Source organism: Agathobaculum sp. Marseille-P7918 (genome assembly GCF_964248325.1).
Classification (GTDB): Bacteria; Bacillota; Clostridia; order Oscillospirales; family Butyricicoccaceae; genus Agathobaculum.
The window spans coordinates 246288-270160 of record NZ_CAXTXI010000004.1; the positions used below are offsets into that span (position 1 = coordinate 246288).

Below are 23873 nucleotides of genomic sequence, written 5' to 3' on the forward strand. Positions count from 1 at the left end.
ATTATAAAGAGGTTGCGCGCGTAAAAGTCGCAAAAGGAGATGTAAAGATATATGAAATTAGGTATCGTTGGGCTTCCGAATGTGGGAAAGTCCACATTGTTTAACGCGATTACGCAGGCGGGCGCAGAAAGCGCAAACTATCCCTTCTGCACCATCGACCCCAATGTGGGTATGGTTGCCGTGCCGGATGAGCGTTTGCAGCCGCTGACCGAGCTGTATCACGCGAAAAAGACAACGCCTGCGGTGGTGGAGTTTGTGGATATTGCGGGTCTTGTGCGCGGCGCGAGCAAGGGTGAGGGCTTGGGAAACAAGTTTTTGTCCCACATCCGTGAGGTCGACGCCATTGTGCATGTGGTGCGCTGCTTTGAAAACGAGAACATCGTGCATGTGGAAGGCTCGGTCGACCCTGCCCGCGATATTGAAACCATCAATCTGGAGCTGATTCTGGCCGATATCGAGCATTTGGAGCGTCGCCTCGAGCGCACACGCAAGGCGGCCAAGGCGGATAAAAAGCTGCTGGCGGATGTGGAGATTCTGGAAAAGCTCAAGGCGCATCTGGAAGAGGGCAAGACCGCCCGTACGTTTGAGGGTTTTGCAGATGATGAGGATGTACAGCGCGTTATCCGGGAAAGCGATCTGCTGTCCGCGAAAAAGGTGATTTATGCCGCCAATATGGACGAGGCGGGCTTTACCGGCGATAAGACCGAAAACGAGCGTCTGGCGGCCGTGCAGAAAATCGCGGATGCAGAGGGTGCGATGGTGCTGCCGATTTGCGCAAAGCTGGAAGAGGATATCGCGGGCATGGATGCAGAGGAGAAGGAGATGTTCCTCTCCGAGCTGGGTCTGCACGAATCCGGCTTGGACCGCCTGATCAAGGTATGCTACGATTTGCTCGGCCTGATGAGCTACCTGACAGCGGGTGAACAGGAAGTGCGCGCGTGGACGATTGAAAAGGGTACCAAGGCGCCGCAGGCGGCAGGCAAGATCCATTCGGACTTTGAACGCGGCTTTATTCGTGCCGAGGTGATTCAGTATAAGGACCTGATTGAACTCGGCTCGCTTGCGGCTGCGCGGGAAAAGGGCCTGGTCCGTTCGGAAGGTAAGGAATACGTGATGCAGGACGGAGATGTGGTTCTCTTCCGCTTTAATGTTTGATAGAATAATGTAATTTTCGGAAAGCACCGTTTTTGACGGTGCTTTCTGCTGTATACGGGATAAAACGGGCATGCTTTTATTTTACCGAATTGTTATTGCTTCTCCCACTATTGCAGTATATAATAAGAACGGCGAATCATGTCGAAGGACCGTGGATATGCTGGTTTTTGTTTTTTTCGGTAAATTGTATGATGTTTCGCATATCTGCATATATAAGTAGCGGAAAAGAGGAAGAACAATTTGAGCATCCTGACAAACAAACGGAAGGAAGGAACGCATTTGGCCAAGCACACCGCGCAGACGGCTGCTTCCAAAACAGGCAAAAAGCAAATTCGTGTGCCGCTGGCTGCAAAAATAACGGGCGGCATTGTTGTGCTGCTGCTGGCTGCGTTATGCGGTTTTACCTACCTGTATCCGAATATTTTCCCCGGCGTTACGGTCGGGACGATTCCGGTCGGTGGAATGACGCAAAGCGCGGCGGAGGAGCAGGTTGCCGCAAAAAGCAAGCCGCTGTATCAAGATGCGAAGCTGTCGATGACCATCTATGACACAACGTACGATATTCCGGTGCGCGACGTGCTGGAAAGCGTGGACGGAGAACAGTCGGTGCAAAATGCCTATGCGGTGGGCCGCACGGGCAACCCGTTTGCCCGCATGTGGGATGTGGCGAAAGCGCTTGTCGGTATGAACGAGGCGCAGATTGCCGCGCAGGTCGACGAGGATGGACTGACGGAGGCGTTGGAAGACATCGTTTCCAAGGCTTTGACCGAGCCGGTCGAACCGACGTGGGATATCGGTACGGATACGATGACCATTCATGCAGGCAAACCGGGCGTAAAGTTTGATACGGATGCGGTGCGGTCGCTGCTGGAGGAAAAAATCCGGCTGATGGATTTTGAGCCGTACGAGGTTTCGACCGAGCTGACCGATACACCGGCCATTGATATTGACAAGATTGCCGAGGAGGTAATCGGCGATCCGGTCAGTGCGACGGTGAGTAAAGAGGATGGAAAGACCATCATTCCGGAAAAAGTCGGCGTGCAGTTTGATGTGGAAGAGGCAAGGAGCATCATTGGAGACGGTTCGGCGGAGAGTTACACCATTCCTGTCACGACAACGGCGGTTAAGGTAACGGCGGAGGATCTTAAAACCAAGCTGTTCAAGGATACGCTGGCGCAGACCTCTACTTCGTTGGACGAAAGCAATACACCCCGCACCAATAATGTCCGGTTGGCGTCGGCGGCCATCAACGGCACAATCCTCAATCCGGGCGACGAATTTTCGTATAATAATGTCGTGGGTGAGCGCACAGAGGCACGCGGCTATAAACCCGCAGGCGCCTATTCGGGCGGTAAAGTCATCGAAGAATTCGGAGGCGGCGTATGCCAGCCCTCTTCGACACTGTATATGGCGGTGCTGCGCGCGGATTTAGAGGTCACCGAGCGGCATAATCACTCCTTTACCGTGGCTTATACTCCGTTGGGAGAGGACGCAACGGTGGATTACGGCAATCTGGATTTTCGATTTAAGAACAATACGGATTATCCCATCAAGATTCTGGCCGAGCAGACAGACGGCAAAATGATCATGACCATCGTAGGCACCAAGACCAGCGACAAAACGGTCGACACCCGCACCGAGGTATTGGAGACCTACACGCCGCAGACGATCGAGAAAAAGGACAGTTCCATGATGGCGGGGCAGACCCGTGTCGATATCACACCGATTACCGGTTACTCTACGCGCACTTATAAGGTGATTACGGAAAACGGGAAAACGACCGAGGTGCTGGCCAATACGTCCACCTATGTCAAGCGGGATAAGGTGGTGTATGTTGGAACCAAACAGCCGACGCCTGCTACGCCGCAAACGCCGGCGACCGGAGGATCGTCGACGACCGGGGAAACATCGGGCGGAGAGTCGGCGGCAGACGGAGAATCCGGCACGGCCGGAGAAACTTCTACGGAAACGGCAGGCCAACAGACGCAGGCCGCTTCATAATATCAAAAACATTGGTAGGAGGATAACGGATGAGACAAGAGTTTACCGCACAGACACGTAAGGAAATTAAGAAAGCCTGTAAGGGACGGGTGATGAACAATCTGGGCCGCTGTATCGGCATCAACTTTTTGTATATGGTGCCGTTTGCGCTGCTGCTTGTGATATTGTATCTGTCGCTGTTCGGCAGGGTGTTTGCCATGGCGATGTCCGGCTACACCGATGAATATATGCTGGGTATGGCTTTGGCACGAGGCATGAATTCCGTTTGGGTGGTGGTGTTTCTGATGATTGTCATCAGCGGGCCGCTGACTTTCGGTATGATGCGGTTTTACCTTGCTCTGCAGCGCGGGGAGGAACCGGGAGTGAGCATGCTGTTTAAGCCCTTTACCTCGCTGCGTTCGCTCTGGACGGGTATCAAAATGGAGTTCTGCCTGACCTTCCGCTCGTTCCTGTGGATGATTGGGCCGACTGTTGTGTACATGGTGCTGGCATTTTCTCTGGCGTTCGGTGCGGCGATGAGAGGCAACGTAAACAGTGCTTCGACGGTGGTCACGATCCTCAATATTCTGTATATCATCGCGCTCATTCCGATTGAGGTGAAGATAATGACCTATAACGCAGGCTGGGTGATTCTGTGCGACGATGAGACGCATAGTGTCTGGAATGCGACGCGTGAAGCATCTGCCGCATTTAAGGGACAGTATGGCAAGCTGTTTGTGTTTGTGCTCAGCTTTATCGGTTGGAACATTCTGCTGATTGGCGTGACCTATCTGTGCGGCGGCCTGGGAGTTGCTGGTTTGGTGCTGGTCAAGGGCGGCACGGGTATTGCGATTATGGTAACGGCGCTCATCGCAGCCGTCTGTCTGGCAGTGCTGCTGGGGGCGTTCCTGAACGCTTATGAGCTGACCTCCTTCTTCGGCATGTACGAGTATCTTTCTGCACCGGTCGCGGGACCGCAGGATACGCCTTTTACCGACTCCTGGCCGGGACAGGGCGGAAACGGCACACCGCAATAAAGTCAAATCGATATCGAAACGGCGGGTTTTTCCCGCCGTTTCGCGTGCTTGACAGCGCAAAGGCGCAATGCTATAATGAAACCATCATATTGGTTGAAACGCAATGAAGAGGAAAGTACGCGGCGAGGTACGGCAAAGCGAGTCCCGGATGGTGTAAGCGGGGCGCAGAGGGCGCGGCGGAAAATGGCCTCGGAGCACCGCACCGACTGGCGGCAAGTCCGACATAGGCTGCGGCGGGGGATTCCCGTTATCGAATCAGGGTATGGCAGTACCCGCTAAGGCGCGCCGCCGCGAGGGGCGCGTGAAGCAAGGTGGTAACACGGAAGCGTTTCGCTCTCGTCCTTGGATGACGTTCATTCGGGGAGGAGGGCTTTTTTATTTCTTTGCAAAAGCGCGTATGAAAACGGAGGATATTTCGCAAACCTATGGGTAAAGGAGAAGAATAAGATGGATAAGAAACCCTATTATATCTCAACGGCGATTGCTTACACCTCGGCAAAGCCGCACATCGGCAACACGTATGAAATCGTGCTGGCCGACGCTATCGCGCGCTACAAGCGCCTGACCGGCTATGATGTCTACTTCCAGACTGGTACGGACGAGCATGGCCAGAAGATTCAGGAGAAGGCTGAGGCTGCAGGTATCACGCCGCAGCAGCACGTGGATAACGTAGCGGCAGAGGTCAAGCGCATCTGGGATTTGATGAACACCACCTACGATAAATTTGTGCGCACAACCGACCCGATGCACGAGAAGAAAGTGCAAAAGATTTTCAAAAAGCTGTATGATCAGGGCGATATCTACAAGGGCAGCTATAAGGGCAAGTACTGCAAGCCCTGCGAGTCCTTCTGGACCGAGAGCCAGCTCAAGGACGGCTGCTGCCCGGACTGCGGTCGTCCGGTCGTGGACGCGGAGGAGGAGGCCTACTTCTTCCGTATGAGCAAGTATGCCGATCGCCTGATGAAGCATATCGAGGAGCATCCGGAGTTCATCCAGCCGGAGAGCCGCAAGAATGAGATGGTCAACAACTTCCTCAAACCCGGCCTGCAGGATCTGTGCGTATCGCGTACCTCGTTCTCATGGGGCATCCCGGTTGACTTTGACCCCGGCCATGTCGTTTACGTCTGGCTGGACGCGCTGACCAACTATATCACCTTCTGCGGCTATGACCCGGACGGCAACCATGACGAGCATTATAAGCGCTTCTGGCCGGCGGATGTGCATCTGATCGGCAAGGATATCATTCGTTTTCATACGATCTACTGGCCAATCTTCCTGATGGCGCTTGGTGAGCCGCTGCCCAAGCAGGTGTTTGGCCATCCGTGGCTGCTGGTGGGCGAGGGCAAGATGTCCAAGTCGCTTGGCAACGTGATTTACGCGGACGATCTGGTGCGTCTGTTCGGCGTAGACGCGGTGCGCTATTATGTGCTGCATGAGATGCCGTTTGCCAATGACGGCGTGATTTCCTATGAACTCATCTGCGAGCGCATCAATTCCGAGCTGGCCAACGTACTGGGCAATCTGGTCAACCGCACGATCGCCATGACCAAGAAGTATTTTGGCGGCATCGTGCCTGCTCCGGCGGATGCCGAGCCGGTGGATGATGAGCTGAAGGCGGTCGCGCTCGGTCTGCCCGCAGCGGTGGAAAAGCGCATGGCGGATTTGCACGTTGCAGACGCCATCGACGAGGTGTTTACGCTGCTGCGCCGCTCGAACAAGTATATTGACGAAACCATGCCGTGGGCGCTGGCCAAGGACGAGGACAAGAAGGGTCGTCTCGGCACGGTGCTGTATAACCTCTTGGAGTCCATCCGCTTTGCGGCAACCATGCTGCGTCCCTATCTGCCCGACACCGCGGATAAGATTTTCGCGCAGCTGGGCACGGAGGACAAGGGTGTGGAGAGCCTCCAGTCCTTTGGCGGCATGACTGCGGGCGCACCGGTGGGCGAAGCATCCATCCTGTTCGAGCGCATCGACATCCCGAAGAAGCTGGCCGAAATCGAGGAGGAGAAGAAGGCGCAGCAGCAGGCGGAGAAGCCGGCTGTCACCTTCTTGCCGGATATCCCGTTTGACGACTTCTGCAAGGTCGATATGACCGTGTGCAAGGTGCTGGCCTGCGAGAACGTCAAGAAGAGCGAAAAGCTGCTCAAATTCCAGTTGGATGATGGTTCGGGCACGCCGCGTCAGATTCTGTCGGGTATTGCCAAATACTACAAGGCGGAAGAGCTGGTCGGCAAGACGGTTGTCGCCGTCACCAACCTGCCGCCGCGCAAGATGATGGGACAGGAGTCCAACGGTATGCTGCTGTCTGCCGAAAAGGACGGCAAACTCAATCTCATCATGCTGGATGATGCGATTGAAGCGGGCGCAAAGCTGTGCTAAAATGAAAGAGCGAAAGGGGCTGCGGTCTGACGCAGCCCCTTTTGGATAAGCAGGCGCGATATTTGCGCCGGAAATGAGGGAAACAAATGCGGGCACTGATTCAGCGTGTGTCGCACGCATCGGTTACAATCGACGGTGCGGTGCATGGGCAGATTGGGCAGGGCTTTCTTGTCCTGCTCGGCATAACGGACGGCGACACGGTGGAGGACGCGGTTTATCTGGCGGATAAAACGGTAAAACTCCGCGTGTTCACCGACGAAAACGACAAGATGAACCGGTCGCTGTCCGACGTCGGCGGCGGGATTCTGGTGGTGTCGCAGTTTACGCTGTATGGCGACTGCAAAAAAGGCAATCGTCCAAGCTTTACCGCAGCGGCGCGGCCGGAAACGGCGATTCCGCTGTATGAAGCGTTTATCGCGCGCTGCTGTGAGAGCGGCCTGCCGGTGGAAACCGGCGAGTTTGGCGCGGATATGAAGGTTGACCTGCTCAACGACGGGCCGGTTACATTGTGGATGGACACCGCACAGATGCGGTGACGGAAAGGAGAATTTCACTTATGAAAATTATGCAGCTCTGTGTTGGTCCGGTAGCGACCAACTGCTATATTGTTTATGATGAAAACAGCCGCGAGGCGGCAGTTATTGACCCGGGTGACAACGCCCCTTCGATTCTGCACGCGATTGCGGAGGAAAAACTGACGGTCAAGTATGTGTTGCTGACGCACGCGCATTTCGACCATATCCTCGCTGCACATGAGGTGCTGGAAAAGACGGGGGCAAAATATGTTGTGCCGGAGGGCGACCTGTGGCTGCTCAAGCATGAGAATATGCGCCCGTTCCGCGCATTGGCGCGCGGCTATATCGAGGACACGCCGGATATTGTGGCGACCGAAGGCACGCAGGTCACCTTTGGCGGTTTGACCGCGACCTATATGAATACGCCGGGACACACGCCCGGCTCGTCGGTCATCCAGATTGAGGACTGCCTGTTCACGGGTGACACGCTGTTCCGCCATGAGTGCGGCCGCTGCGACCTCGAGGGCGGTGATTTCAGTCAGATGCTGCACTCACTCAAACGTCTGCACGACCTAGAGGGCGACTATAAGGTGTTGCCCGGACATGAGGGGCTTTCGACCTTGTCCGAGGAGCGCGTGGCCAACTCCTATATGCTGCAGGCGGTCGGTAAGTGATGGTTTATACCATGGAAGGGCATGCGCTCAAGCATGCGGTGGAGGAAATGCTGTTTCATCTGCTGCCAACCATTACACTGACGCATGTGGATACCATCCGTGAGGGCGAGGACGACTGGTGCCGCAGCATTCTGACCGAAGCGGATGGGCAGGCGCAGGCTAAGGCGATTATCCGTCTGGGCGGCACGGTACGCGAAAGAGAGAGCCGCGCATCAGTCGAGGGGCTGCAGCCGCTTGACTACAAGCGCACCATCACTGAACTGGTGAAAACGACCGTGTACGACGCAGTCGTGCCCGCGCTGCCCGAGCCTCCGGTCTGGGGCAGTCTGACCGGTGTGCGTCCGGCCAAGCTCGCGCGCGGCCTGATCGAGCGCGGTATGAGCCGCGGCGAAGCGGCGGCATATCTGCGGGAGCATTTTCATGTTTCGCCAGACCGCACTGCGCTGACCATCCGCGCGGCGGCAACCGCGATGGAGCTGGATCGCGCCATCGGGCCGGACGATATTTCGCTTTATGTCGGCATTCCGTTCTGCCCGTCGCGGTGTTATTACTGCTCGTTTGTGTCCTCCACGACCGCGCAATCCGGTCAGCTGATTGAGCCGTATCTGGATACGCTGTGCCGCGAGGTGGAGGAAACCGCCGCGCTGGTGCGCGAGGCAGGCAAACGGGTGCAGAGCGTATATATCGGCGGCGGCACGCCGACCACGCTGGATGAAGCACAGCTGGCGCGTCTGCTCACGGCACTGGAAAAAAACTTTGATTTTTCGCATCTGCGTGAATATACTGTGGAAGCAGGCCGTCCGGATACCATCACGCCGGAAAAGTTTGCGGCGCTGCGGGCCGCAGGCGTCGGGCGCGTGAGCATCAACCCGCAGTCGATGGACGATGCAGTGCTGGCGGCTATTGGGCGGCGGCACAGCGCGCAGGATGTGCTGCGCGCCTATGACGAGGCACGTCAGGCGGGCTTTGAGGCAATCAACATGGATGTGATTGCAGGGCTGACCGGCGATACTGCGGGCAGCTTTGCACATACGATGGATACGCTTATCGGTCTTGCACCCGAAAATATTACGGTGCATACGCTGGCCATCAAGCGCGGGGCCGATCTTACCGATAAGGCTGCGGCCGCCGCGCAGCGCGATACGGTTTCGCGCATGCTGGACGGCGCCTCGCACGCGCTGCAAACGGCGGGTTTCGGGCCATACTATCTGTACCGGCAGAAATTTACCGCCGGCGGCTTTGAGAACGTCGGCTGGTGCAAACCGGATACCGAATGTTTTTACAATGTGACTATGATGGAGGAATTGCAGACCATTCTGTCGCTGGGCGCGGGCGGCGTGTCCAAGCGCGTCGAGCGTGCAACCGGCTGGATCGAGCGGACGAATAACCCCAAGTATCCGCTTGAGTACATCCGCGCAGCCGACCGGTTGGCAGATGGCAAACGCAAACTACTATTTCCCAAGCAATAAGGAGGGAACGGGTTATGGCGGAATTTACGCTCAAATTTATCAATCACCGGGCACGGTATGAGGCAGCGGATTTTATTCACGAGTGTGAGCAACACTACCATGCGCAGGTGCTTGCTGTGGCGGAGGAGATTGCGCGCAACAGTACAAACAAGCCAATCGTATTGATTAATGGACCGTCCTCGTCGGGCAAGACTACGACCAATGACCGCATTGCCCGCGCGCTGGAGGCGCACGGCATTCATGCGGAGATGATTTCAATGGACGATTATTACCGCACGGTCGGTACCTACGAAATTCCGCCTGACCCGGAAAACGGAGTGCCCGATCTGGAAAGTCCGGAGTGCATGAATCTGCCGCTTTTGAGCCAGCACCTGGCACAGCTGGCGGAAGGACAGGAAATCAGCCTGCCGCGGTTTGAGTTTGAAACGCGCACCTCGATTCCGGATGCGCGCACGCTGCGGCTCGACCCGGATGAGGTGGTGCTTATCGAGGGAATTCACTCCTTCAATCCCGTCATCATGGGCGATCTGGCGCATGCGGCGACCGGCGTGTATTTGTCGGTGGCTAGCGCAGTTGTGCCCGAGGAGGGGCCGCGGCTGGAGCCGTATATGCTGCGCTTTTTGCGCCGCGCCATGCGGGACAGCCTGTTCCGCAATTCTCCGGTTGAGGAAACCCTGCATCAGTGGAATTCGGTGCGCCGCGGCGAGCGGCTGTATATTGCGCCGTATCGTGGGCAGGCTAACCTGACGGTGGATACGTTTTTGCCGTATGAGTTCTGCATCCTGATGCAGCATTTGACGCCGCGGCTGCAGCAATATGCGCAGGAGCTGGCCGGGGCGGATCTCGCGCCGATCGGTGCGGTGCTGGGACAGGTAGCGCCGATTGATTATATGGATTTCATTCCGGAGGACTCGGTGCTGCACGAGTTTATCGGCTGAAACGGGCGTAAAACCTTGCTTTTTGACAGGGTGTGAAGTATAATAAACCAAATATGGCGGTCTTTGGCCGCACAGAAGGAGCGATGGACGATGGATGCAAAGGTACAATCGTTTCTGGACAAAATCAGGGTGATGGCGGAAAAAACCGGTAAGGTCGCCGGCCGCGCGGCGGACGCAGCGGGCAAAAAGGCGACGGAGCTTGCCAGTGCGACCCGTATCAATTTGCAGATTTTTGACCTCAATACCGAGTGTGAGGTGCTCTATAAGGAAATCGGCCGTATGGTTTACGAGCTGCACCGCGGCAGCGAGGTTTCTAATGACGAAATGGAAGAGAAAATTGCCGCGGTAGACGCAAAGCAGGAAAAACTCGCGGCTTTGCGTGAGGAGCTGGCGGGCATGCGTACGATCGTGGTCTGCCCGCACTGCGGCAAAACATGCAGCCGGGAAGATGCGTACTGCTCCGGCTGCGGCGGCGCGCTGTGAACACATATTTCAGAGCGCCCTGCCATACGGTACTATAAGAAATAACAAAGGGCGTGTAACGTTTGCAGCGAAAAAAACAGAATTTTATTCAAGGTGCGGTCATTTTAATGGTTGCGAGCCTGATTGTAAAGGTGATCGGCGCGTTTTTCCAGATTCCGCTGCAGAACATGATTGGCGGAGAGGAATCTCCTGCATTCGGATTGTTCAGCGCGGCGTACCGTATCTATACGGCTATGCTCATTATTTCGACAGTCGGCCTGCCTGCCGCACTGTCCAAAATGGTCGCAGAGGCGACAGCCTGCGGGCGTGAGCGCGAGGTGCGCCGGATTGTGCGCGTGGCGGCGGGTATTTTTGTGCCGGTCGGCGTGCTGGCGACGGTAGTGCTGTTTTTTGGCGCAGGTACGTTTGCAAGCTGGATTAAAAATCCGGACGCGCAGCTGGCGGTCATGGCAATCGCGCCGAGCGTTGCGATGGTCTCGATTTTGTCGGTGTTCCGCGGGTATTATCAGGGACGCGCCAACATGGTGCCTACCGCGGTTTCACAGGTGATTGAGGCAATGGGCAAGCTGTTTGCCGGTCTGGGGCTTGCGTACTATGCCAAGCAGCATGGTATGGAGGACGCGGTGGTTGCAGCGCTGACCGTGCTGGGCGTCACGCTGGGCGAGGTCGTGGCGGCGGGCTATATGCTTGTGCAGGCAGGCATCAGCCGCCGGCGCAGCGAACCGGTGCATCTGCTGAGCGATGCAATCCGTCCGACGCGGGAGCTGGCCAAAACGCTGCTTTCGCTTTCCATTCCGATTACCATCAGCTCGGCGGTTATGAGCCTGACCGACCTTATCGACGTGGCGCTGATTACCGCACGGCTGCAAAGCCCGGCGGTCGGCATGACGGCCGAGGCGGCAACGACCGCCTATGGCATCTATACCGGTACGGTCAATTTCTTTAACCTGCCGCAGACACTCATCACGGCGCTGGCGGTCAGCGTGCTGCCGACGATTGCAAGCGCGCGGGCGTCGCAGAATTTTACCAAGGTGTCCAAAACCATGGGAACGACGCTGCGTTTGACTATGATTATCACGCTGCCGGCGGGGGCGGGTTTTCTGTTGCTGTCCGGCCCGATTCTGCGTATGTTCTACTCTGTAGGCGTGTCTGAACAGGGCGGCCCACTCATGGCCATGCTGGGCTTTGCCGTGCCGGCGGTGGCGCTGGTTGCGGTGACGAATGCCACTTTGCAGGCGTTTGGACGCATTGATTTGCCGCTCATTTCCATGTTTTTGGGTGCGGTGGTCAAGATGCTGGGCGACTATTACCTCATCGGTAATCCGGAGTTTGGTATTTTGGGCGCGCCTATCAGTACAGCGGTGTGCTACTGGCTGATCGCGCTGCTCAATCTGATTCACATTGGGCGGCTGTCGCATGCGCTGCCGCCGCTGGGAAAAACGGCAGGGCGGCCGCTTGCGGCAACCGTTGGTATGGGTGCGGCAACCTATATTTGCCATACTGTACTGCTGCGGGTATTGGATACCGCGCCCGGCACGCTTTTGGATAAGCTGGCCACACTCATCGCAATCGCAGTGGCGGCAGTGGTGTATGTTGCTTTGCTGCTAATGCTGCGTGCCATTGAGCGAGAGGATGTGCTGATGCTGCCAAAGGGCGAAAAAATTGCGAATTTATTACATTTGAAGTGAGCGGGAAGTGCGAAAAATGGTTGATTTTCAGCAAAAAGATAAGTATGATTTTGAGGATTTGTTGCGGATTATGGAAATTCTGCGCGCGCCGGACGGCTGCATGTGGGACCGGGAGCAGGACCATCAGTCCATCCGCCGCAATTTTATCGAGGAGACATATGAGGTCTGCGAGGCGATTGACGAGCAGGATGCCGAGCATCTGAAGGAAGAGCTGGGTGATGTGCTGCTGCAGGTCGTGTTTCATACGCAGATGGAGAAGGAGAAGGGTGTATTCGATATCGGAGACGTCGCGGACGGAGTGTGCAAAAAGCTGATTTTCCGGCATCCGCATATCTTCGGATCGGTGGAGGTCGGCTCTTCCGAGGAAATTCTGCGCAACTGGGATGCGCTCAAGCGCGTGGAAAAGCATCAGGAGACCGATACTTCTGCGCTTGACAGCGTGGCGCGCAGTCTACCCGGCCTCATCCGTGCGGAAAAGCTGCAGAAGAAGGCTGCAAAGGTCGGCTTTGACTGGGAAAACGTGCAAGGCGCGTTTGACAAGGTCGGAGAGGAGACAACCGAGCTGCAGCAAGCGATGGACGGAAATGGCGACGTGGAGGAGGAACTGGGCGATCTGCTGTTTGCGGTGGTCAATGTGGCGCGGCATTTGAAGGTTGACCCGGAGCGCGCGCTGGAAAAAACCTGCGATAAATTTATCAGCCGCTTTGCCTCAATGGAGCGGCAGGCGCGCGCAGAGGACAAAACGCTGTCCGATTTGCCGCTGGAGGCATTGGATGCGCTTTGGAATAAAGCAAAAGAAACGGAATGACAAACGGAGGTACACGCATGAAGAAAAGTGAATTTGTCACGCTCGTTGCGGACAAAACCGGTCTGTCTAAAAAGGATACGGAAAAGACGATGGATGCAATTTTTGAAGCCATCGGCGACGCACTTGTGTCCGGCGATAAGGTGCAGATCGGCGGCTTTGGTTCGTTTGAGACCAAGCAGCGCGCTGCGCGCACGGGACACAATCCGCGCACGGGCGAGGAGATCGAAATCGCTGCCGCGACAACGCCGGTCTTTAAGCCCAGCAAGACTCTCAAGGATAAGGTGGATAAAAAATAACGTGAGACTGGATAAATACCTCAAGGTTTCCCGCCTGATCAAGCGCCGTACCGTGGCGAATGATGCGTGTGACGCAGCGCGTATCACGGTCAACGGCAAGCCTGCCAAGGCTTCGTATCAGGTCAAAACGGGTGATATTATCGAAATTGCGTTCGGCCAGCGCACCATGAAGGTGGAGGTGCTTGCCATCGCAGAGCATGCCCTTAAGGCGGACGCTGCCGCCCTGTATCGGGAGATATCCTGATTGGGTCTAAAACATCCCGCCCCTTCATAGGATGAAGGGAGCGGGATGTTTTTTTACAGGGAGGGAATGGCTGATGGCATCCGAAGATCGCAACAGGGAAATGCCGCATAATATCATTCTGGAAGGCCGGGAAAAGCTGTCGATTTCCGGTGTTCTGGACGTGCAGAGCTTTGATGAGGAGCAGGTGCTGCTGGAAACCGTGCGTGGGATGGTAGTGGTGCGCGGACAGGGGCTGCATGTCGAGCGGCTGCAGCTGGAGGCCGGCGAGTTGATTGTGGAAGGCGAGATCGGGCTAATCGAATATGATGACAGTGTTCAGCCGCGCAGCAGCTGGTTTAAGCGTCTGTTCGGCGGGTGAAGCGGCATGGAGGTGTTTTCCAATCAGGAGCAGCTGCGTCTGTTCCTGCAGAGCGTGCTGCTTGGCGCAGGCATTGCCGTGGTATATGATCTGCTGCGCGCGCCCCGACGGGTATTCGGGTTCGGCTGGGCTGCGACTGCGGTATGCGACGCATTTTTCTGGCTGGTGCTGCTGGCGGCGCTCTTTGAATTTAATCTGCTGTTTGCAATGGGACAGAACCGCTATTTTGTGCTGGCCGGTGCAGCCGGCGGCGCCATTTTGTACTTTCAGCTGCTCAGCGGTGTGGTGCTTGCCGTGTTGGAGGGTGTGCTGCATGGGATTGTTCGGCTTGTCGGCTGTCTCTGCTGGCTGGGCAGAACCGTCCGGCAGCGTTGGCAGCAAAGTCTGCTGGTGAGCAGAATTCGATTTTTTGCAAAAAAGTTTGCAAAACCCTCTTCCATTTTTCGTGGGAAAGGTATAAAATAAAATTCGGATCAGTTTGACGCGGACAGACAGTACGAGGTGAGAAAACGGTGTCGAAGCGGAAAATGCCGGTTGTGGTAAAAATAGCGATGCTGGCGTTTTTGCTCTATGCAGTGGTCACAATCGTTCGGCTGCAGTCGCAGATCGCGGATAAGCAGGCAGAATTGGACTCCTTAAACCAGCAGGTGCGGGAATATCAGGAAGCCAACGAGCTGCTACGTCAGGAAATGCAAAGCGGCATTACTGAGGAGGATATCGGCGAGCTGGCCCGTTCGGAGCTGAGCTATGCGGAACCCGGGGAACGTGTTTTTGTGGACACCTCCAGCCGGTAAAAGGGAAAAGATTAACGGAGGCAAAAAAACTTATATGGATTTGGCAGTGGGAGCGATTGTAGAAGGCAAGGTAACGGGCATTACCAAATTCGGCGCGTTCGTTGCGTTGCCGGAGGGCAAGTCGGGCATGGTGCATATCTCTGAGGTTGCGTCCAGCTTTGTCAACGACATCAAGGATTTTCTGCAGGAAGGGCAGACGGTCAAGGTCAAGATCATCAATATCGATCAGGCCGGACGTATCAATCTTTCAATTAAGAAAGCGCAGCCACAGGAGCAGCGCCCGGAGCGGTCAGGCGGTTTTGCGGCCCGTCAGCCGCGTTTTCAGCAGCGTTCCGCTGCACCGCGGGGACGTGCGGCACAGCAGCCGAAGGACCCTGCGACGATGAGCTTCGAGGATAAATTAAAGGCGTTTATGTCGGACAGCGAAAGCCGTCAGGCAGATGTCCGTCATGCGACCGACCGTAAAAACGGTTCGCGCAGACGCAGATAAACAGAAAAACCGAGGGTGACCTCGGTTTTGTTTTTATTCCACTGTATCCGACAGATTTTGCACAATACCATAAAAAATGCGCCCTTCCTCGCGGAAGAGCGCCAAAAGTAGGATTGTGGGGATAAAGATATGAACGGTGCATGGCAGCTTTTCAACTGCCATGGTTAATATACCATATTTTCCCATTTATGTCAATGCTTTTTTCAAAGAGGTTTTCATGAAACAACTGCTAATTAAAAATGTAATCGTTTGGACGATGGATGAGACGGACACGCGCTATTCCGGCTGGCTGCTGATAGAGGACGGAAAAATCGCCGCCACAGGCACACAAACGCCGCCGGATTGTGAGCAAGTGATCGATGGCGCGGGCGGTGTGCTCACGCCCGGTCTTATCGACATCCATTCCCACCTTGGCTTGTATGAGGACGGATTGGGCTTTGAGGGTGCGGACGGCAACGAGGACACCGATCCTGTCACGCCGCATCTGCGCGTCATCGACGGTATCAACCCGATGGATCGCGGCTTTCGTGAGGCGGTCGAGGCGGGCGTGACCGCCGTTGCGATCAGTCCGGGCAGCGCCAATCCTATTGGCGGGCAAATCGCCCTTCTCAAGACCGCAGGACGACGGGTGGACAACATGGTGCTCAAAGCGCCGCTTGCAATCAAATTTGCGCTGGGGGAAAACCCCAAATCGGTTTATCACGACAAGGATGAAAGTCCGGTCACCCGTATGGCGACCGCCGCGCTCATCCGTGAGCAGCTTTACAAAGCAAAGGAGTATCTGGCGCGGCGGGAACGCGCCGAGAGCGACCCGGAGGATGATGGGCCGGATTATGATATCAAGCTGGAAGCACTGCTGCCGCTGCTGTGGGGCAAGATTGAAGCGCATTTTCACGCGCACCGTGCGGATGATATTTTCACCGCGCTGCGTATCGCAAAGGAATTCGGCATTAAGCCGGTCATTGTGCACGGCACGGAGGCCCATCTGGTGGCAGATTTGCTGGCAGAAGAGGGTGTGCCGGTGGTGAGCGGACCGTATATGACCGACCGCTCCAAGCCGGAATTACGCAATCTGACCGACGCAGCGCCGGGCATGCTGGCCGGTGCGGGGATTCCGACCGCGATTACGGTCGACCATCCGGAGATTCCGCTGCGGCTTCTGCCAATGGCACTGATGCTTGCGGTGCGCGCAGGCATGGACAAAGCCGATGCGCTGCGTGCGGTCACTTCGGTGCCGGCGCAGATTGCAGGTATGGCTCATCGTATCGGCGGATTGCAGGTTGGTATGGACGCGGACTGCGTGCTGTGGAGCGGTGACCCGCTGGATTTTGCAACTCAGGTGCAGGCTGTTTGGATAAACGGCGCACTGGAATACAGGAGGACAACATGAGAACGATTGACGTTTCGGAAGTGACCAAGCTGGTGCGGCAGCTGTGCATCGACGCGAATTATTACCTGCCCGCCGACCTGCGGCAGGCGTTTGTGGACGGTCAGAAGGCTGAGCAGTCGCCGCTGGGCAAGGAGATTTTCGGTGAGATGATTGCAAACTGCGATTTGGCGCGCGCAAACGATGTGCCGGTCTGTCAGGATACCGGCATGGCAATTGTGTTTGCTGAGGTCGGACAGGATGTGCACCTGACGGGCGGTGTATTTGAGGACGCGGTGACCGAGGGCGTGCGCCGCGGCTACATTGACGGGTATCTGCGCCTGTCCGTCGTGGGGGACCCGCTGCGCCGCGAGAACACGAACGACAACACGCCTTGCGTGCTGTACACCTCGATTGTGCCGGGTGACAAGGTGCGCATCACGGTTGCGCCCAAGGGCTTCGGATCGGAAAATATGACCGCAATGAAGATGTTTACACCCGCTGCGACTAAGGAACAGATTGTGGATTTCATCGCAGACGCCTGCATCAACGCAGGCTCCAATCCCTGCCCGCCGATTGTCATTGGCGTGGGCCTGGGCGGTACGAGCGATAAGGCAGCGTTCCTTGCCAAGCGCGCACTGCTGCGACCGGTGGGTGAGCATAACGCCGATCCGCTGTATGCGGACATGGAGCAGGCGATTCTGGACAAGGTCAACGCTTCGGGCGTCGGGCCGCAGGGCCTTGGCGGCACGGTGACCGCGCTTTCCTGTGCGATTGAGCCGTTCGGCACGCATATCGCAGGCCTGCCGTGTGTGGTCAACATCTCCTGCCATGTCACGCGCCATGCGGAGGGCGAGATTTGAGGAACGGTTAGGGAAACTGCTGAACAATTTGTGAACTTGCGCAAAATAGATTGGACATTTTGCCCGAAGGCGTGGTATACTGAATATAGCAAAACCCCATATGGCGGCCGCAGCCATCGGCGGACGGCAACGCCAAAGTATCTTGGGCATTCCGCCCGATAGGAGATGATGTTATGAAGTTTACCATCGTCGAGAGAAAAATGAAAATTGACGACGATCTGCGGCAATACGCGCTGCGCAAGGTTGAAAAGCTGGATCGGTATTTCCATCAGGATTCCGATACCACACTGACCTTCAGCGAACTGCGCGGCAAGCAAACTGTGGAAATTACAGTGCGCCAGGCCGGGTTGGTTGTGCGCGCAGAGGAAACCACGACCGATATGTTTGCATCCGTGGATGGAGCAATCAGCAGCATCGAGCGCCAGATCCGCAAGCACAAGACCCGTTTGGAAAAGCGGCTGCGTGAGGGCGCATTTGATAAGCTGGCCGAGCAGCAGGCGGCACTGTCGGAGGAGGACTTCGATATCGTGCGCCGTAAGAAGTTTGACGTTAAGCCAATGAGCGTGGAAGAGGCGATTTTGCAGATGAATCTGCTGGATCATCAATTCTACTTCTTCCGCAATGCGGATGACGACAACATCCATGCAGTCGTTTACAAGCGTGCGGCAGGCGGCTACGGCCTGATTGAAGGTGAGGAGTAAAGAAAGGTTGTCAGGTTATATCCGGACAGGCCTTTCAAGACAACAAAACAAAGGCCGGCGGCATTTCTGCCGCCGGCCTTTTCTGAGGAAAGGAAGCTATGAATCTTTGTGATATTGATGTAATCCGTGCGGTTCTTGCAAAGCATGGATTCCACTTTTCCAAATCGCTCGGCCAGAATTTTCTGACCGATATTTCTGTGCCGCAGCGCATTGCAGCTCAGAGCGGCGCGGCGCAAGCCGGGAATGTGGTCGAGGTTGGTCCGGGCATGGGCTGCCTGACGGCGGAATTGTGCCGTGTGGCGGGGCGGGTTGTCGCGGTTGAGCTGGACCGCGCGCTGCTGCCTGTGTTGGATGAAACGCTGGCAGAGTTTGATAATTTCGAGGTCGTACAGGGTGATGTGCTTGCGCTCGACCTTGCTGCGCTGTGCGCGGAAAAGTTTGGGGATGCACGTGCGGTCGCGTGCGCCAATCTGCCGTATTATATCACCACGCCCGCGATTACGGCGCTGCTCGAAAGCGGCGCATTTGAAAAAATCACGGTTATGGTGCAGAAGGAGGTTGCGCAGCGTATCTGCGCCGCGCCTGGAACGGCGGCATACTCGGCTTTTTCCATCTATGTACAGTATCATGCCGCAGCGGAGATTCTGTTCGATGTGCCGGCAGAGTGCTTCGTGCCGCGGCCCAAGGTGGACTCTGCGGTCTTGCAGCTGACCCCGCTTGAGCAGCCCGCGGTCGAGACGCGGGATGAAAAGCTGTTCTTTGCGCTGGTGCGCGCCGCATTCAATATGCGCCGCAAGACACTGGTTAACGCGCTTGGTCCGGTGCTCGGCGGTGCGCTGGGCAAGGACGGTATTACAGTGCTCATCGAATCGGTCGGGCTGGATACGCGCGTGCGCGGGGAACGGCTGAGCCTTGCGGACTTTGCACGGCTGACGGACGCCGCAGCAGAACGTCTTAAAGCGCAGTAAGACATGCAATGACATACGCAGAAAAAGGGATCTGACACATCGGTCAGATCCCCAGAATCAGCAGCACACCAATGAGGATGAGCTGCTCCCAGTCTACCTCGCCGCCGTCGTCGGAAAGCAGGAACCATACGATGACCAGCGCGATGATGGTATCTGCATCCAGCCGGATGTTTTGCAGACGGCCGGACAGCCCGCGGGACAGTTCTGCCAGCACGGAATCGGTTTGCCCGTTTTGCGGAGGGTGATGCGATACGGTTTCGTTATGTAGCGGCGCGCTGGGCGCGGCTTCGGTCAGATAGCGGTTGTACAAAGACGGTTGCCCTCCTTTCGCATCAAAGTGCGCGCGTGCCGTCATCGGATGGCGAAGCGCCGTCTGCGCGGCTTAGCTGACCGAATTGGCCGAGCGCTGCGCGCGCCATACGCGCCATGCTGACCAAACGCATGGCATGGTCGAACTGGCCAGCGACTTCATCGGTGACGAAGGGTTTGAGCGCGCCCAACAGGGCGCGCTTTTCTTGTCTGACCGCGCTCTGTCCGCTCTGCACAATCGCGCCGAATACGGGCAGCGCCCGCTCCATCCACTCGGCGGTCGGGTCGTACTCGTTGGCAGAGGACGGCGCGGATTGCTCCGCACCGCCCAGCATGCCGGAGACGGTTTTCATCGCGTTTTGCAGTGCTTCCGGGTCGCTCAGCAAGGAGGACAGCATATCGTTATCCATAGCGGAGCCTCCTTATTTGCCGAAGATTTTCTTGAGCTGTGCGGCAAGGCTGGCACCTTCCTGGGTTTGCATCAGCTGCCGCGCCAGACGGGCGGCCTCTCCCATATCGCCGCGCTGCGCGGCCTGCGCGGCGCGCTCCAGATCGGCGGCATGCCGGTCGGAAATAATTCGGGCGGCTTTCTGGCCGTCCGGTGTGCGCAGAGCGGCCTGCAGCTGCGCGAGCGCATCGGTTTTTCCAGCCTGCTCCGCGATGCGGCGGAGAATTTCCTCTTGATTGGGCATTGTTCCCATCCCTTTCCATGCATCGTTTATTGCCAGTATATGCGGCGAAATGGAAAAATGTGAGGGAGAGGGTTTACAAGTGTGCCATCCCGTTGTAAAATACTGCTGTGTCGCCGGAAGGGAGGCAGAGCCTTGAAGATACTGATTTTTACGGATTCGCATAGCTACAATGTGAGCATGGCCTGCGCGGTCGAACGGGAGGCGCCGGATATGGTACTGCATCTGGGCGACCATACGGATGATGCGCGCGAGTTGCAAAGTGTGTTTCCACGACTGACGGTGTGCGCAGTACGTGGCAACAATGATTATTTTGACCGGGAAGTGCCCGAGCATGCTGTGGTAACACCCGATGGCGTGCGCATTTTTCTGACGCATGGGCATCAGGAGCAGGTTTATGTGCGCGAGGGAAAGCTGGTGGCGCAACTGGCGCGTGAGGAAGGCTGCGGCCTTGCCTTTTTCGGGCATACGCATCGCATGTATCTGAAGCGCGTCAACGGCGTGCTGGTCTGCAATCCGGGCAGCATCAGCCTGCCGCGCGGCGGTCCGGCAAGTTATGGCCGGCTGACAGTGGAAAACGGACAGCCGAGGCTGCTTGAACTCGTCAACGAGGACGGAAAGCTGCTGGGGCTGGAGAAATTCGGACAATAAGGAAGCTAAGGGGAAAAGAAATGCTTTTGGCAATTGACGTAGGCAACACCAACATGGTGTTTGGATTATATGAGGGGGAAAAGCTGCGCGGAACATTCCGCATTTCGACCAATGCCGAGCGCACCTCGGACGAGCTGGGCATGCAGATTTCGCAGTATTATCATTTTCATGGCATTGACCGCAATGAAACGAGCGCGGTTATTATTGCGTCGGTTGTGCCGCCCGTGATGTATACGCTGATTAACGCAATTCGCAAGTATCTGCGGGTGCGGCCGGTTATCGCCGGGCGGGATGTGGATATCGGCATTGAAAACCGCTATGCCAACCCGCGCGAAGTTGGTGCGGACCGATTGGTTAACGCGGTGTCTGCGGTGAGGAAATACGGCAAGCCGCTGGTCATTGTTGACATCGGTACGGCCACGACGTTTGACGCAATCGATGAAAAAGGCGCGTATCAGGGCGGTGCGATCTTCCCGGGCATTAAGGTTGCGATGGAGGCGTTGTTTCTCAAGGCGTCCAAGCTGCCGCGCGTGGATATCGAGCGGCCGGAGCGCGCCATCGGTAAAACTACGGTACAGTCTATGCAGTCGGGTGCGGTGCGCGGCTATGTCGGGGCGCTGGCCGGCATCATCACGGACATCCGCGCGGAACTGGGCGGCAACGCGCGCGTTATTGCCACAGGTGGTATGGGGCGCATGATGGCGCAGTACTGCGACCTGATTGATGAGGTTGATCCCAACCTGACGCTGGAAGGGCTGCGGTTGATTTATGAAAACAACCGGACGGTGTTTGAGGGGCGCGGTCTGAACAGCGAAACCTGTCTGCTCGAAGCGACCGAGGAAAACGGATGGGATGCCAAATAACCAAATGGGACAAAAAAACGACGCAGGCAATCTGCGTCGTTTTTGCGTTTGAAATGCACTATTTTGTGATAGGATACGAAGGACAGACCGCGCCGAGCGGGCAGTTTTCGCATTTGGGATTGCGTGCGGTGCAGTGCTCGCGGCCAAACAGCACCAGACGGTGACAGAAGTCCGAAGACTCGGCCGGATCAATCAGTTTGCGCAGTGCGTTTTCCACCTTGACAGGGTCCTTCTCATTTTTGACAAAGCCCAGCCGGTTGGACAGGCGGATACAGTGGGTGTCGGTCACGATGGCCGGCTTGCCAAAAATATCTCCGAGAATCAGGTTGGCCGTCTTACGGCCGACGCCGGGGAGCTTGAGCAAATCCTCCATGTTGTCCGGCACCTTGCCGCCGTATTCGCTCAGCAGCATGATGGCGCAGGCCTTGAGGTCACGCGCCTTGGTGCGGAACAGGCCGCAGGTCTTGATGGCCTCTGCAATCTCCTTTTCCGGAGCTTCCGCATAGCTTTCCAGCGTGGGAAACTGTTTGAACAGTGTTTCGGTTACAATATTGACGCGCGCGTCCGTACACTGGGCGGACAGCCGGGTGGCGAACAGCAGCTCATAATCATGGGTATAATGCAGCGCACACACAGCCTCGGGATAGACCTCACGCAAAAGCTCGGTCACCGCGCGGGCGCGTTCTTTTTTGGTCATGGGAATCCTCTCCTGACGGCGTATATGATACTATCATAACATATCTGGAGGAGAATGCAAGAGATGTTGTTCGATTTAACATTTTCAACATAATGCGCGGAGAAGCGGGAGTAAAATCTATCTGTTTGCCAATAGCATCAAAGGTTAAAATGTGGTTTAATTAAATAGCAGAATGAAATCACACGTTTTGGAGGTTGAAAAATGGTACGCGAAGCAATGGAATTTGTAAAGGCGTATGATCCCGAGTTGGGGCGTATGATACAGGCAGAGTATGACCGTCAGGCTCGTAACATCGAGCTAATCGCATCTGAAAATATCGTCAGCGAAGCGGTTATGGCGGCAATGGGCTCGGTGCTCACCAACAAATATGCGGAAGGCTATCCGGGCAAGCGCTATTACGGCGGTTGTGAGTGTGTGGATGAGGTCGAAAATCTGGCCATCAAACGTGTGTGTGAAGTATTTGGCGCGAAGTACGCCAATGTGCAGCCTCATTCAGGTGCGCAGGCCAACATGGCGGTGTATCAGGCGCTGTGCCAGCCGGGTGACACCGTGCTGGGCATGAGTCTGGACAACGGCGGCCACCTGACGCATGGCTCGCCGGTCAACCAGTCCGGTCTGCTGTATCATATCGTATCTTACGGTGTGGATGATAACGGTTATATCGATTATGATGCGGTACGCGATTTGGCCAAGAAGGAAAAGCCTAAGATGATTATTGCAGGTGCGTCTGCGTATCCGCGTGCAATTGACTTTGCCAAGTTTGCAGAGATCGCACATGAGGTTGGCGCATACCTGTTTGTGGATATGGCGCATATCGCCGGTCTGGTTGCGGCCGGCCTGCACATGAGCCCGCTGCCCTATGCGGACGTAGTGACTACCACCACGCACAAGACGCTGCGCGGTCCGCGCGGCGGTGTCATCCTGTCCAACAACGAAGAGCTGGGCAAGAAGTTCAACAAGGCCATCTTCCCGGGCACGCAGGGCGGCCCGCTCGAGCATGTGATCGCGGCCAAGGCAGTTTGCTTCGGCGAGGCGCTCAAGCCCGAGTTTAAGGCATACCAGCAGCAGGTTGTTACCAATGCGCGCGTGCTGGCAAAGGCATTGCTTAATCAGGGCTTCGATTTGGTGTCCGGCGGCACGGACAACCACCTGATGCTGATCGATCTGCGCAAAACCGGCATCACCGGTAAGGAGCTGCAGCGCCGTCTGGACGAGGTGTATATTACCGCAAACAAGAACGCTATCCCGAACGACCCGGAAAGCCCGTTTGTCACCTCCGGTCAGCGTGTCGGCACGCCTGCGGTTACTTCGCGCGGTTTCGGCGAGCCGGAAATGCTGCATATTGCGGAGTTTATCTGGCAGACAGCGACCGATTTCGACAATAAGGCGGAGGAAATCCGTCATAATGTGTGCGATATTTGCGCGAATTTCCCGATTTACCGCTGAGCCAAAGCC

Annotated in this window: 27 protein-coding genes and 1 pseudogene; 24 read left to right on the forward strand and 4 right to left on the reverse strand. The window is 56.3% G+C overall.

The features are described 5' to 3' along the window. Window positions 1–51 precede the first annotated feature (51 nt). The 21 genes and pseudogenes from ychF (at window position 52) to rsmA (ending at window position 19209) form a co-directional block, all read left to right on the forward strand. On the forward strand, window positions 52–1155 hold the full coding sequence (gene ychF, locus ACESSO_RS08205; protein ID WP_373164558.1) for a redox-regulated ATPase YchF: 1104 nt from the start codon (window positions 52–54) through the stop codon (window positions 1153–1155). A gap of 240 nt (window positions 1156–1395) precedes the next feature. After that, window positions 1396–3156 (forward strand): VanW family protein, encoded by a 1761-nt coding sequence (locus tag ACESSO_RS08210; protein WP_373164559.1) that lies wholly within the window; start codon window positions 1396–1398, stop codon window positions 3154–3156. 29 nt (window positions 3157–3185) lie between these two features. Then, entirely contained in the window at window positions 3186–4172 is a 987-nt protein-coding gene (locus ACESSO_RS08215; RefSeq protein WP_373164560.1) for a DUF975 family protein, read from the forward strand. A 441-nt stretch (window positions 4173–4613) separates the two neighbouring features. Next, a pseudogene (gene metG, locus ACESSO_RS08220) lies at window positions 4614–6554 on the forward strand (methionine--tRNA ligase); the annotation flags it as partial. An 86-nt stretch (window positions 6555–6640) separates the two neighbouring features. Further along, entirely contained in the window at window positions 6641–7090 is a 450-nt protein-coding gene (gene dtd / locus ACESSO_RS08225; protein ID WP_373164561.1) for a D-aminoacyl-tRNA deacylase, read from the forward strand. Window positions 7091–7110: 20 nt separating this feature from the next. Beyond that, window positions 7111–7743, forward strand: coding sequence for an MBL fold metallo-hydrolase (locus ACESSO_RS08230; RefSeq protein WP_373164562.1), 633 nt, complete (start codon window positions 7111–7113; stop codon window positions 7741–7743). Next, window positions 7743–9212 (forward strand): coproporphyrinogen dehydrogenase HemZ, encoded by a 1470-nt coding sequence (hemZ, locus tag ACESSO_RS08235; protein WP_373164612.1) that lies wholly within the window; start codon window positions 7743–7745, stop codon window positions 9210–9212. Before ACESSO_RS08230 ends, hemZ begins: the two co-directional genes overlap by 1 nt. A gap of 14 nt (window positions 9213–9226) precedes the next feature. Then, entirely contained in the window at window positions 9227–10150 is a 924-nt protein-coding gene (locus ACESSO_RS08240) for a uridine kinase (protein ID WP_373164563.1), read from the forward strand. Window positions 10151–10240: 90 nt separating this feature from the next. Then, window positions 10241–10633, forward strand: coding sequence for a hypothetical protein (locus tag ACESSO_RS08245; RefSeq protein ID WP_373164564.1), 393 nt, complete (start codon window positions 10241–10243; stop codon window positions 10631–10633). A gap of 62 nt (window positions 10634–10695) precedes the next feature. Beyond that, window positions 10696–12321, forward strand: coding sequence for an oligosaccharide flippase family protein (locus ACESSO_RS08250; protein ID WP_373164565.1), 1626 nt, complete (start codon window positions 10696–10698; stop codon window positions 12319–12321). A gap of 16 nt (window positions 12322–12337) precedes the next feature. Then, entirely contained in the window at window positions 12338–13129 is a 792-nt protein-coding gene (gene mazG, locus ACESSO_RS08255) for a nucleoside triphosphate pyrophosphohydrolase (RefSeq protein ID WP_373164566.1), read from the forward strand. Between the two features lie 17 nt (window positions 13130–13146). Then, complete coding sequence (locus ACESSO_RS08260; RefSeq protein WP_373164567.1) at window positions 13147–13425, forward strand: HU family DNA-binding protein; 279 nt, start codon at window positions 13147–13149, stop codon at window positions 13423–13425. Window position 13426: 1 nt separating this feature from the next. Then, window positions 13427–13669, forward strand: coding sequence for an RNA-binding S4 domain-containing protein (locus ACESSO_RS08265; protein ID WP_297274375.1), 243 nt, complete (start codon window positions 13427–13429; stop codon window positions 13667–13669). Between the two features lie 73 nt (window positions 13670–13742). Continuing rightward, window positions 13743–14027: a sporulation protein YabP gene (gene yabP / locus ACESSO_RS08270; protein WP_373164568.1), complete on the forward strand. Its 285-nt coding sequence runs from the start codon at window positions 13743–13745 to the stop codon at window positions 14025–14027. A 6-nt stretch (window positions 14028–14033) separates the two neighbouring features. After that, window positions 14034–14492 (forward strand): spore cortex biosynthesis protein YabQ, encoded by a 459-nt coding sequence (gene yabQ / locus ACESSO_RS08275; RefSeq protein WP_373164569.1) that lies wholly within the window; start codon window positions 14034–14036, stop codon window positions 14490–14492. 47 nt (window positions 14493–14539) lie between these two features. After that, window positions 14540–14821, forward strand: coding sequence for a septum formation initiator family protein (locus tag ACESSO_RS08280; RefSeq protein ID WP_373164570.1), 282 nt, complete (start codon window positions 14540–14542; stop codon window positions 14819–14821). 34 nt (window positions 14822–14855) lie between these two features. Beyond that, window positions 14856–15311 carry a S1 RNA-binding domain-containing protein gene (locus ACESSO_RS08285; protein WP_373164571.1) on the forward strand — a complete coding sequence of 152 codons (456 nt, stop codon included), beginning with the start codon at window positions 14856–14858 and terminating at the stop codon, window positions 15309–15311. Between the two features lie 217 nt (window positions 15312–15528). Next, window positions 15529–16701 (forward strand): amidohydrolase, encoded by a 1173-nt coding sequence (locus ACESSO_RS08290; protein WP_373164572.1) that lies wholly within the window; start codon window positions 15529–15531, stop codon window positions 16699–16701. Next, the gene (locus ACESSO_RS08295; protein WP_373164573.1) at window positions 16698–17540 is read left to right on the forward strand and encodes a fumarate hydratase; all 843 of its coding nucleotides are present in this window, start codon (window positions 16698–16700) and stop codon (window positions 17538–17540) included. Before ACESSO_RS08290 ends, ACESSO_RS08295 begins: the two co-directional genes overlap by 4 nt. Before the next feature lie 173 nt (window positions 17541–17713). Beyond that, window positions 17714–18241 (forward strand): ribosome hibernation-promoting factor, HPF/YfiA family, encoded by a 528-nt coding sequence (gene hpf, locus ACESSO_RS08300; protein ID WP_373164574.1) that lies wholly within the window; start codon window positions 17714–17716, stop codon window positions 18239–18241. A 98-nt stretch (window positions 18242–18339) separates the two neighbouring features. After that, window positions 18340–19209: a 16S rRNA (adenine(1518)-N(6)/adenine(1519)-N(6))-dimethyltransferase RsmA gene (rsmA, locus tag ACESSO_RS08305; RefSeq protein ID WP_373164576.1), complete on the forward strand. Its 870-nt coding sequence runs from the start codon at window positions 18340–18342 to the stop codon at window positions 19207–19209. Window positions 19210–19252: 43 nt separating this feature from the next. On the opposite strand, the gene ACESSO_RS08310 is transcribed toward rsmA, so the two are convergent. Genes ACESSO_RS08310 through ACESSO_RS08320 form a run of 3 tightly spaced genes read right to left on the reverse strand, consistent with a single transcriptional unit; the run spans window position 19253 to window position 20210 of the window. Further along, the gene (locus ACESSO_RS08310; RefSeq protein ID WP_373164577.1) at window positions 19253–19519 is read right to left on the reverse strand and encodes a hypothetical protein; all 267 of its coding nucleotides are present in this window, start codon (window positions 19517–19519) and stop codon (window positions 19253–19255) included. Window positions 19520–19541: 22 nt separating this feature from the next. Next, a complete protein-coding gene (locus tag ACESSO_RS08315; protein WP_373164578.1) occupies window positions 19542–19928 on the reverse strand; it encodes a hypothetical protein in 387 nt (128 codons plus the stop codon). A gap of 12 nt (window positions 19929–19940) precedes the next feature. Beyond that, complete coding sequence (locus ACESSO_RS08320) at window positions 19941–20210, reverse strand: hypothetical protein (protein WP_373164579.1); 270 nt, start codon at window positions 20208–20210, stop codon at window positions 19941–19943. Between the two features lie 132 nt (window positions 20211–20342). Between ACESSO_RS08320 and ACESSO_RS08325 the strand changes: the two genes are divergently transcribed. Beyond that, window positions 20343–20858 (forward strand): metallophosphoesterase, encoded by a 516-nt coding sequence (locus ACESSO_RS08325; RefSeq protein ID WP_373164580.1) that lies wholly within the window; start codon window positions 20343–20345, stop codon window positions 20856–20858. A 20-nt stretch (window positions 20859–20878) separates the two neighbouring features. Further along, window positions 20879–21721: a type III pantothenate kinase gene (locus tag ACESSO_RS08330; protein ID WP_373164581.1), complete on the forward strand. Its 843-nt coding sequence runs from the start codon at window positions 20879–20881 to the stop codon at window positions 21719–21721. Between the two features lie 58 nt (window positions 21722–21779). Here ACESSO_RS08330 and nth read toward each other — a convergent pair whose 3' ends face one another. Next, a complete protein-coding gene (gene nth, locus ACESSO_RS08335; protein ID WP_373164582.1) occupies window positions 21780–22418 on the reverse strand; it encodes an endonuclease III in 639 nt (212 codons plus the stop codon). 201 nt (window positions 22419–22619) lie between these two features. On the opposite strand from nth, the gene glyA reads away from it, so the two are divergent. Next, a complete protein-coding gene (gene glyA, locus ACESSO_RS08340) occupies window positions 22620–23864 on the forward strand; it encodes a serine hydroxymethyltransferase (RefSeq protein WP_373164583.1) in 1245 nt (414 codons plus the stop codon). The last annotated feature ends 9 nt before the right edge of the window (window positions 23865–23873 follow it).

What these genes read in the sequence shown, in the direction of transcription:
- ychF (WP_373164558.1), top strand. Translation starts at nt 52, where the DNA reads ATGAAATTAGGTATCGTTGGGCTTCCGAATGTGGGAAAGTCCACATTG.
- ACESSO_RS08215 (WP_373164560.1), top strand. Translation starts at nt 3,186, where the DNA reads ATGAGACAAGAGTTTACCGCACAGACACGTAAGGAAATTAAGAAAGCC.
- dtd (WP_373164561.1), top strand. Translation starts at nt 6,641, where the DNA reads ATGCGGGCACTGATTCAGCGTGTGTCGCACGCATCGGTTACAATCGAC.
- ACESSO_RS08230 (WP_373164562.1), top strand. Translation starts at nt 7,111, where the DNA reads ATGAAAATTATGCAGCTCTGTGTTGGTCCGGTAGCGACCAACTGCTAT.
- hemZ (WP_373164612.1), top strand. Translation starts at nt 7,743, where the DNA reads ATGGTTTATACCATGGAAGGGCATGCGCTCAAGCATGCGGTGGAGGAA.
- ACESSO_RS08240 (WP_373164563.1), top strand. Translation starts at nt 9,227, where the DNA reads ATGGCGGAATTTACGCTCAAATTTATCAATCACCGGGCACGGTATGAG.
- ACESSO_RS08245 (WP_373164564.1), top strand. Translation starts at nt 10,241, where the DNA reads ATGGATGCAAAGGTACAATCGTTTCTGGACAAAATCAGGGTGATGGCG.
- mazG (WP_373164566.1), top strand. Translation starts at nt 12,338, where the DNA reads ATGGTTGATTTTCAGCAAAAAGATAAGTATGATTTTGAGGATTTGTTG.
- ACESSO_RS08260 (WP_373164567.1), top strand. Translation starts at nt 13,147, where the DNA reads ATGAAGAAAAGTGAATTTGTCACGCTCGTTGCGGACAAAACCGGTCTG.
- yabP (WP_373164568.1), top strand. Translation starts at nt 13,743, where the DNA reads ATGGCATCCGAAGATCGCAACAGGGAAATGCCGCATAATATCATTCTG.
- yabQ (WP_373164569.1), top strand. Translation starts at nt 14,034, where the DNA reads ATGGAGGTGTTTTCCAATCAGGAGCAGCTGCGTCTGTTCCTGCAGAGC.
- ACESSO_RS08285 (WP_373164571.1), top strand. Translation starts at nt 14,856, where the DNA reads ATGGATTTGGCAGTGGGAGCGATTGTAGAAGGCAAGGTAACGGGCATT.
- ACESSO_RS08290 (WP_373164572.1), top strand. Translation starts at nt 15,529, where the DNA reads ATGAAACAACTGCTAATTAAAAATGTAATCGTTTGGACGATGGATGAG.
- ACESSO_RS08295 (WP_373164573.1), top strand. Translation starts at nt 16,698, where the DNA reads ATGAGAACGATTGACGTTTCGGAAGTGACCAAGCTGGTGCGGCAGCTG.
- hpf (WP_373164574.1), top strand. Translation starts at nt 17,714, where the DNA reads ATGAAGTTTACCATCGTCGAGAGAAAAATGAAAATTGACGACGATCTG.
- rsmA (WP_373164576.1), top strand. Translation starts at nt 18,340, where the DNA reads ATGAATCTTTGTGATATTGATGTAATCCGTGCGGTTCTTGCAAAGCAT.
- ACESSO_RS08315 (WP_373164578.1), bottom strand. Translation starts at nt 19,928, where the DNA reads ATGGATAACGATATGCTGTCCTCCTTGCTGAGCGACCCGGAAGCACTG.
- ACESSO_RS08320 (WP_373164579.1), bottom strand. Translation starts at nt 20,210, where the DNA reads ATGCCCAATCAAGAGGAAATTCTCCGCCGCATCGCGGAGCAGGCTGGA.
- ACESSO_RS08330 (WP_373164581.1), top strand. Translation starts at nt 20,879, where the DNA reads ATGCTTTTGGCAATTGACGTAGGCAACACCAACATGGTGTTTGGATTA.
- nth (WP_373164582.1), bottom strand. Translation starts at nt 22,418, where the DNA reads ATGACCAAAAAAGAACGCGCCCGCGCGGTGACCGAGCTTTTGCGTGAG.
- glyA (WP_373164583.1), top strand. Translation starts at nt 22,620, where the DNA reads ATGGTACGCGAAGCAATGGAATTTGTAAAGGCGTATGATCCCGAGTTG.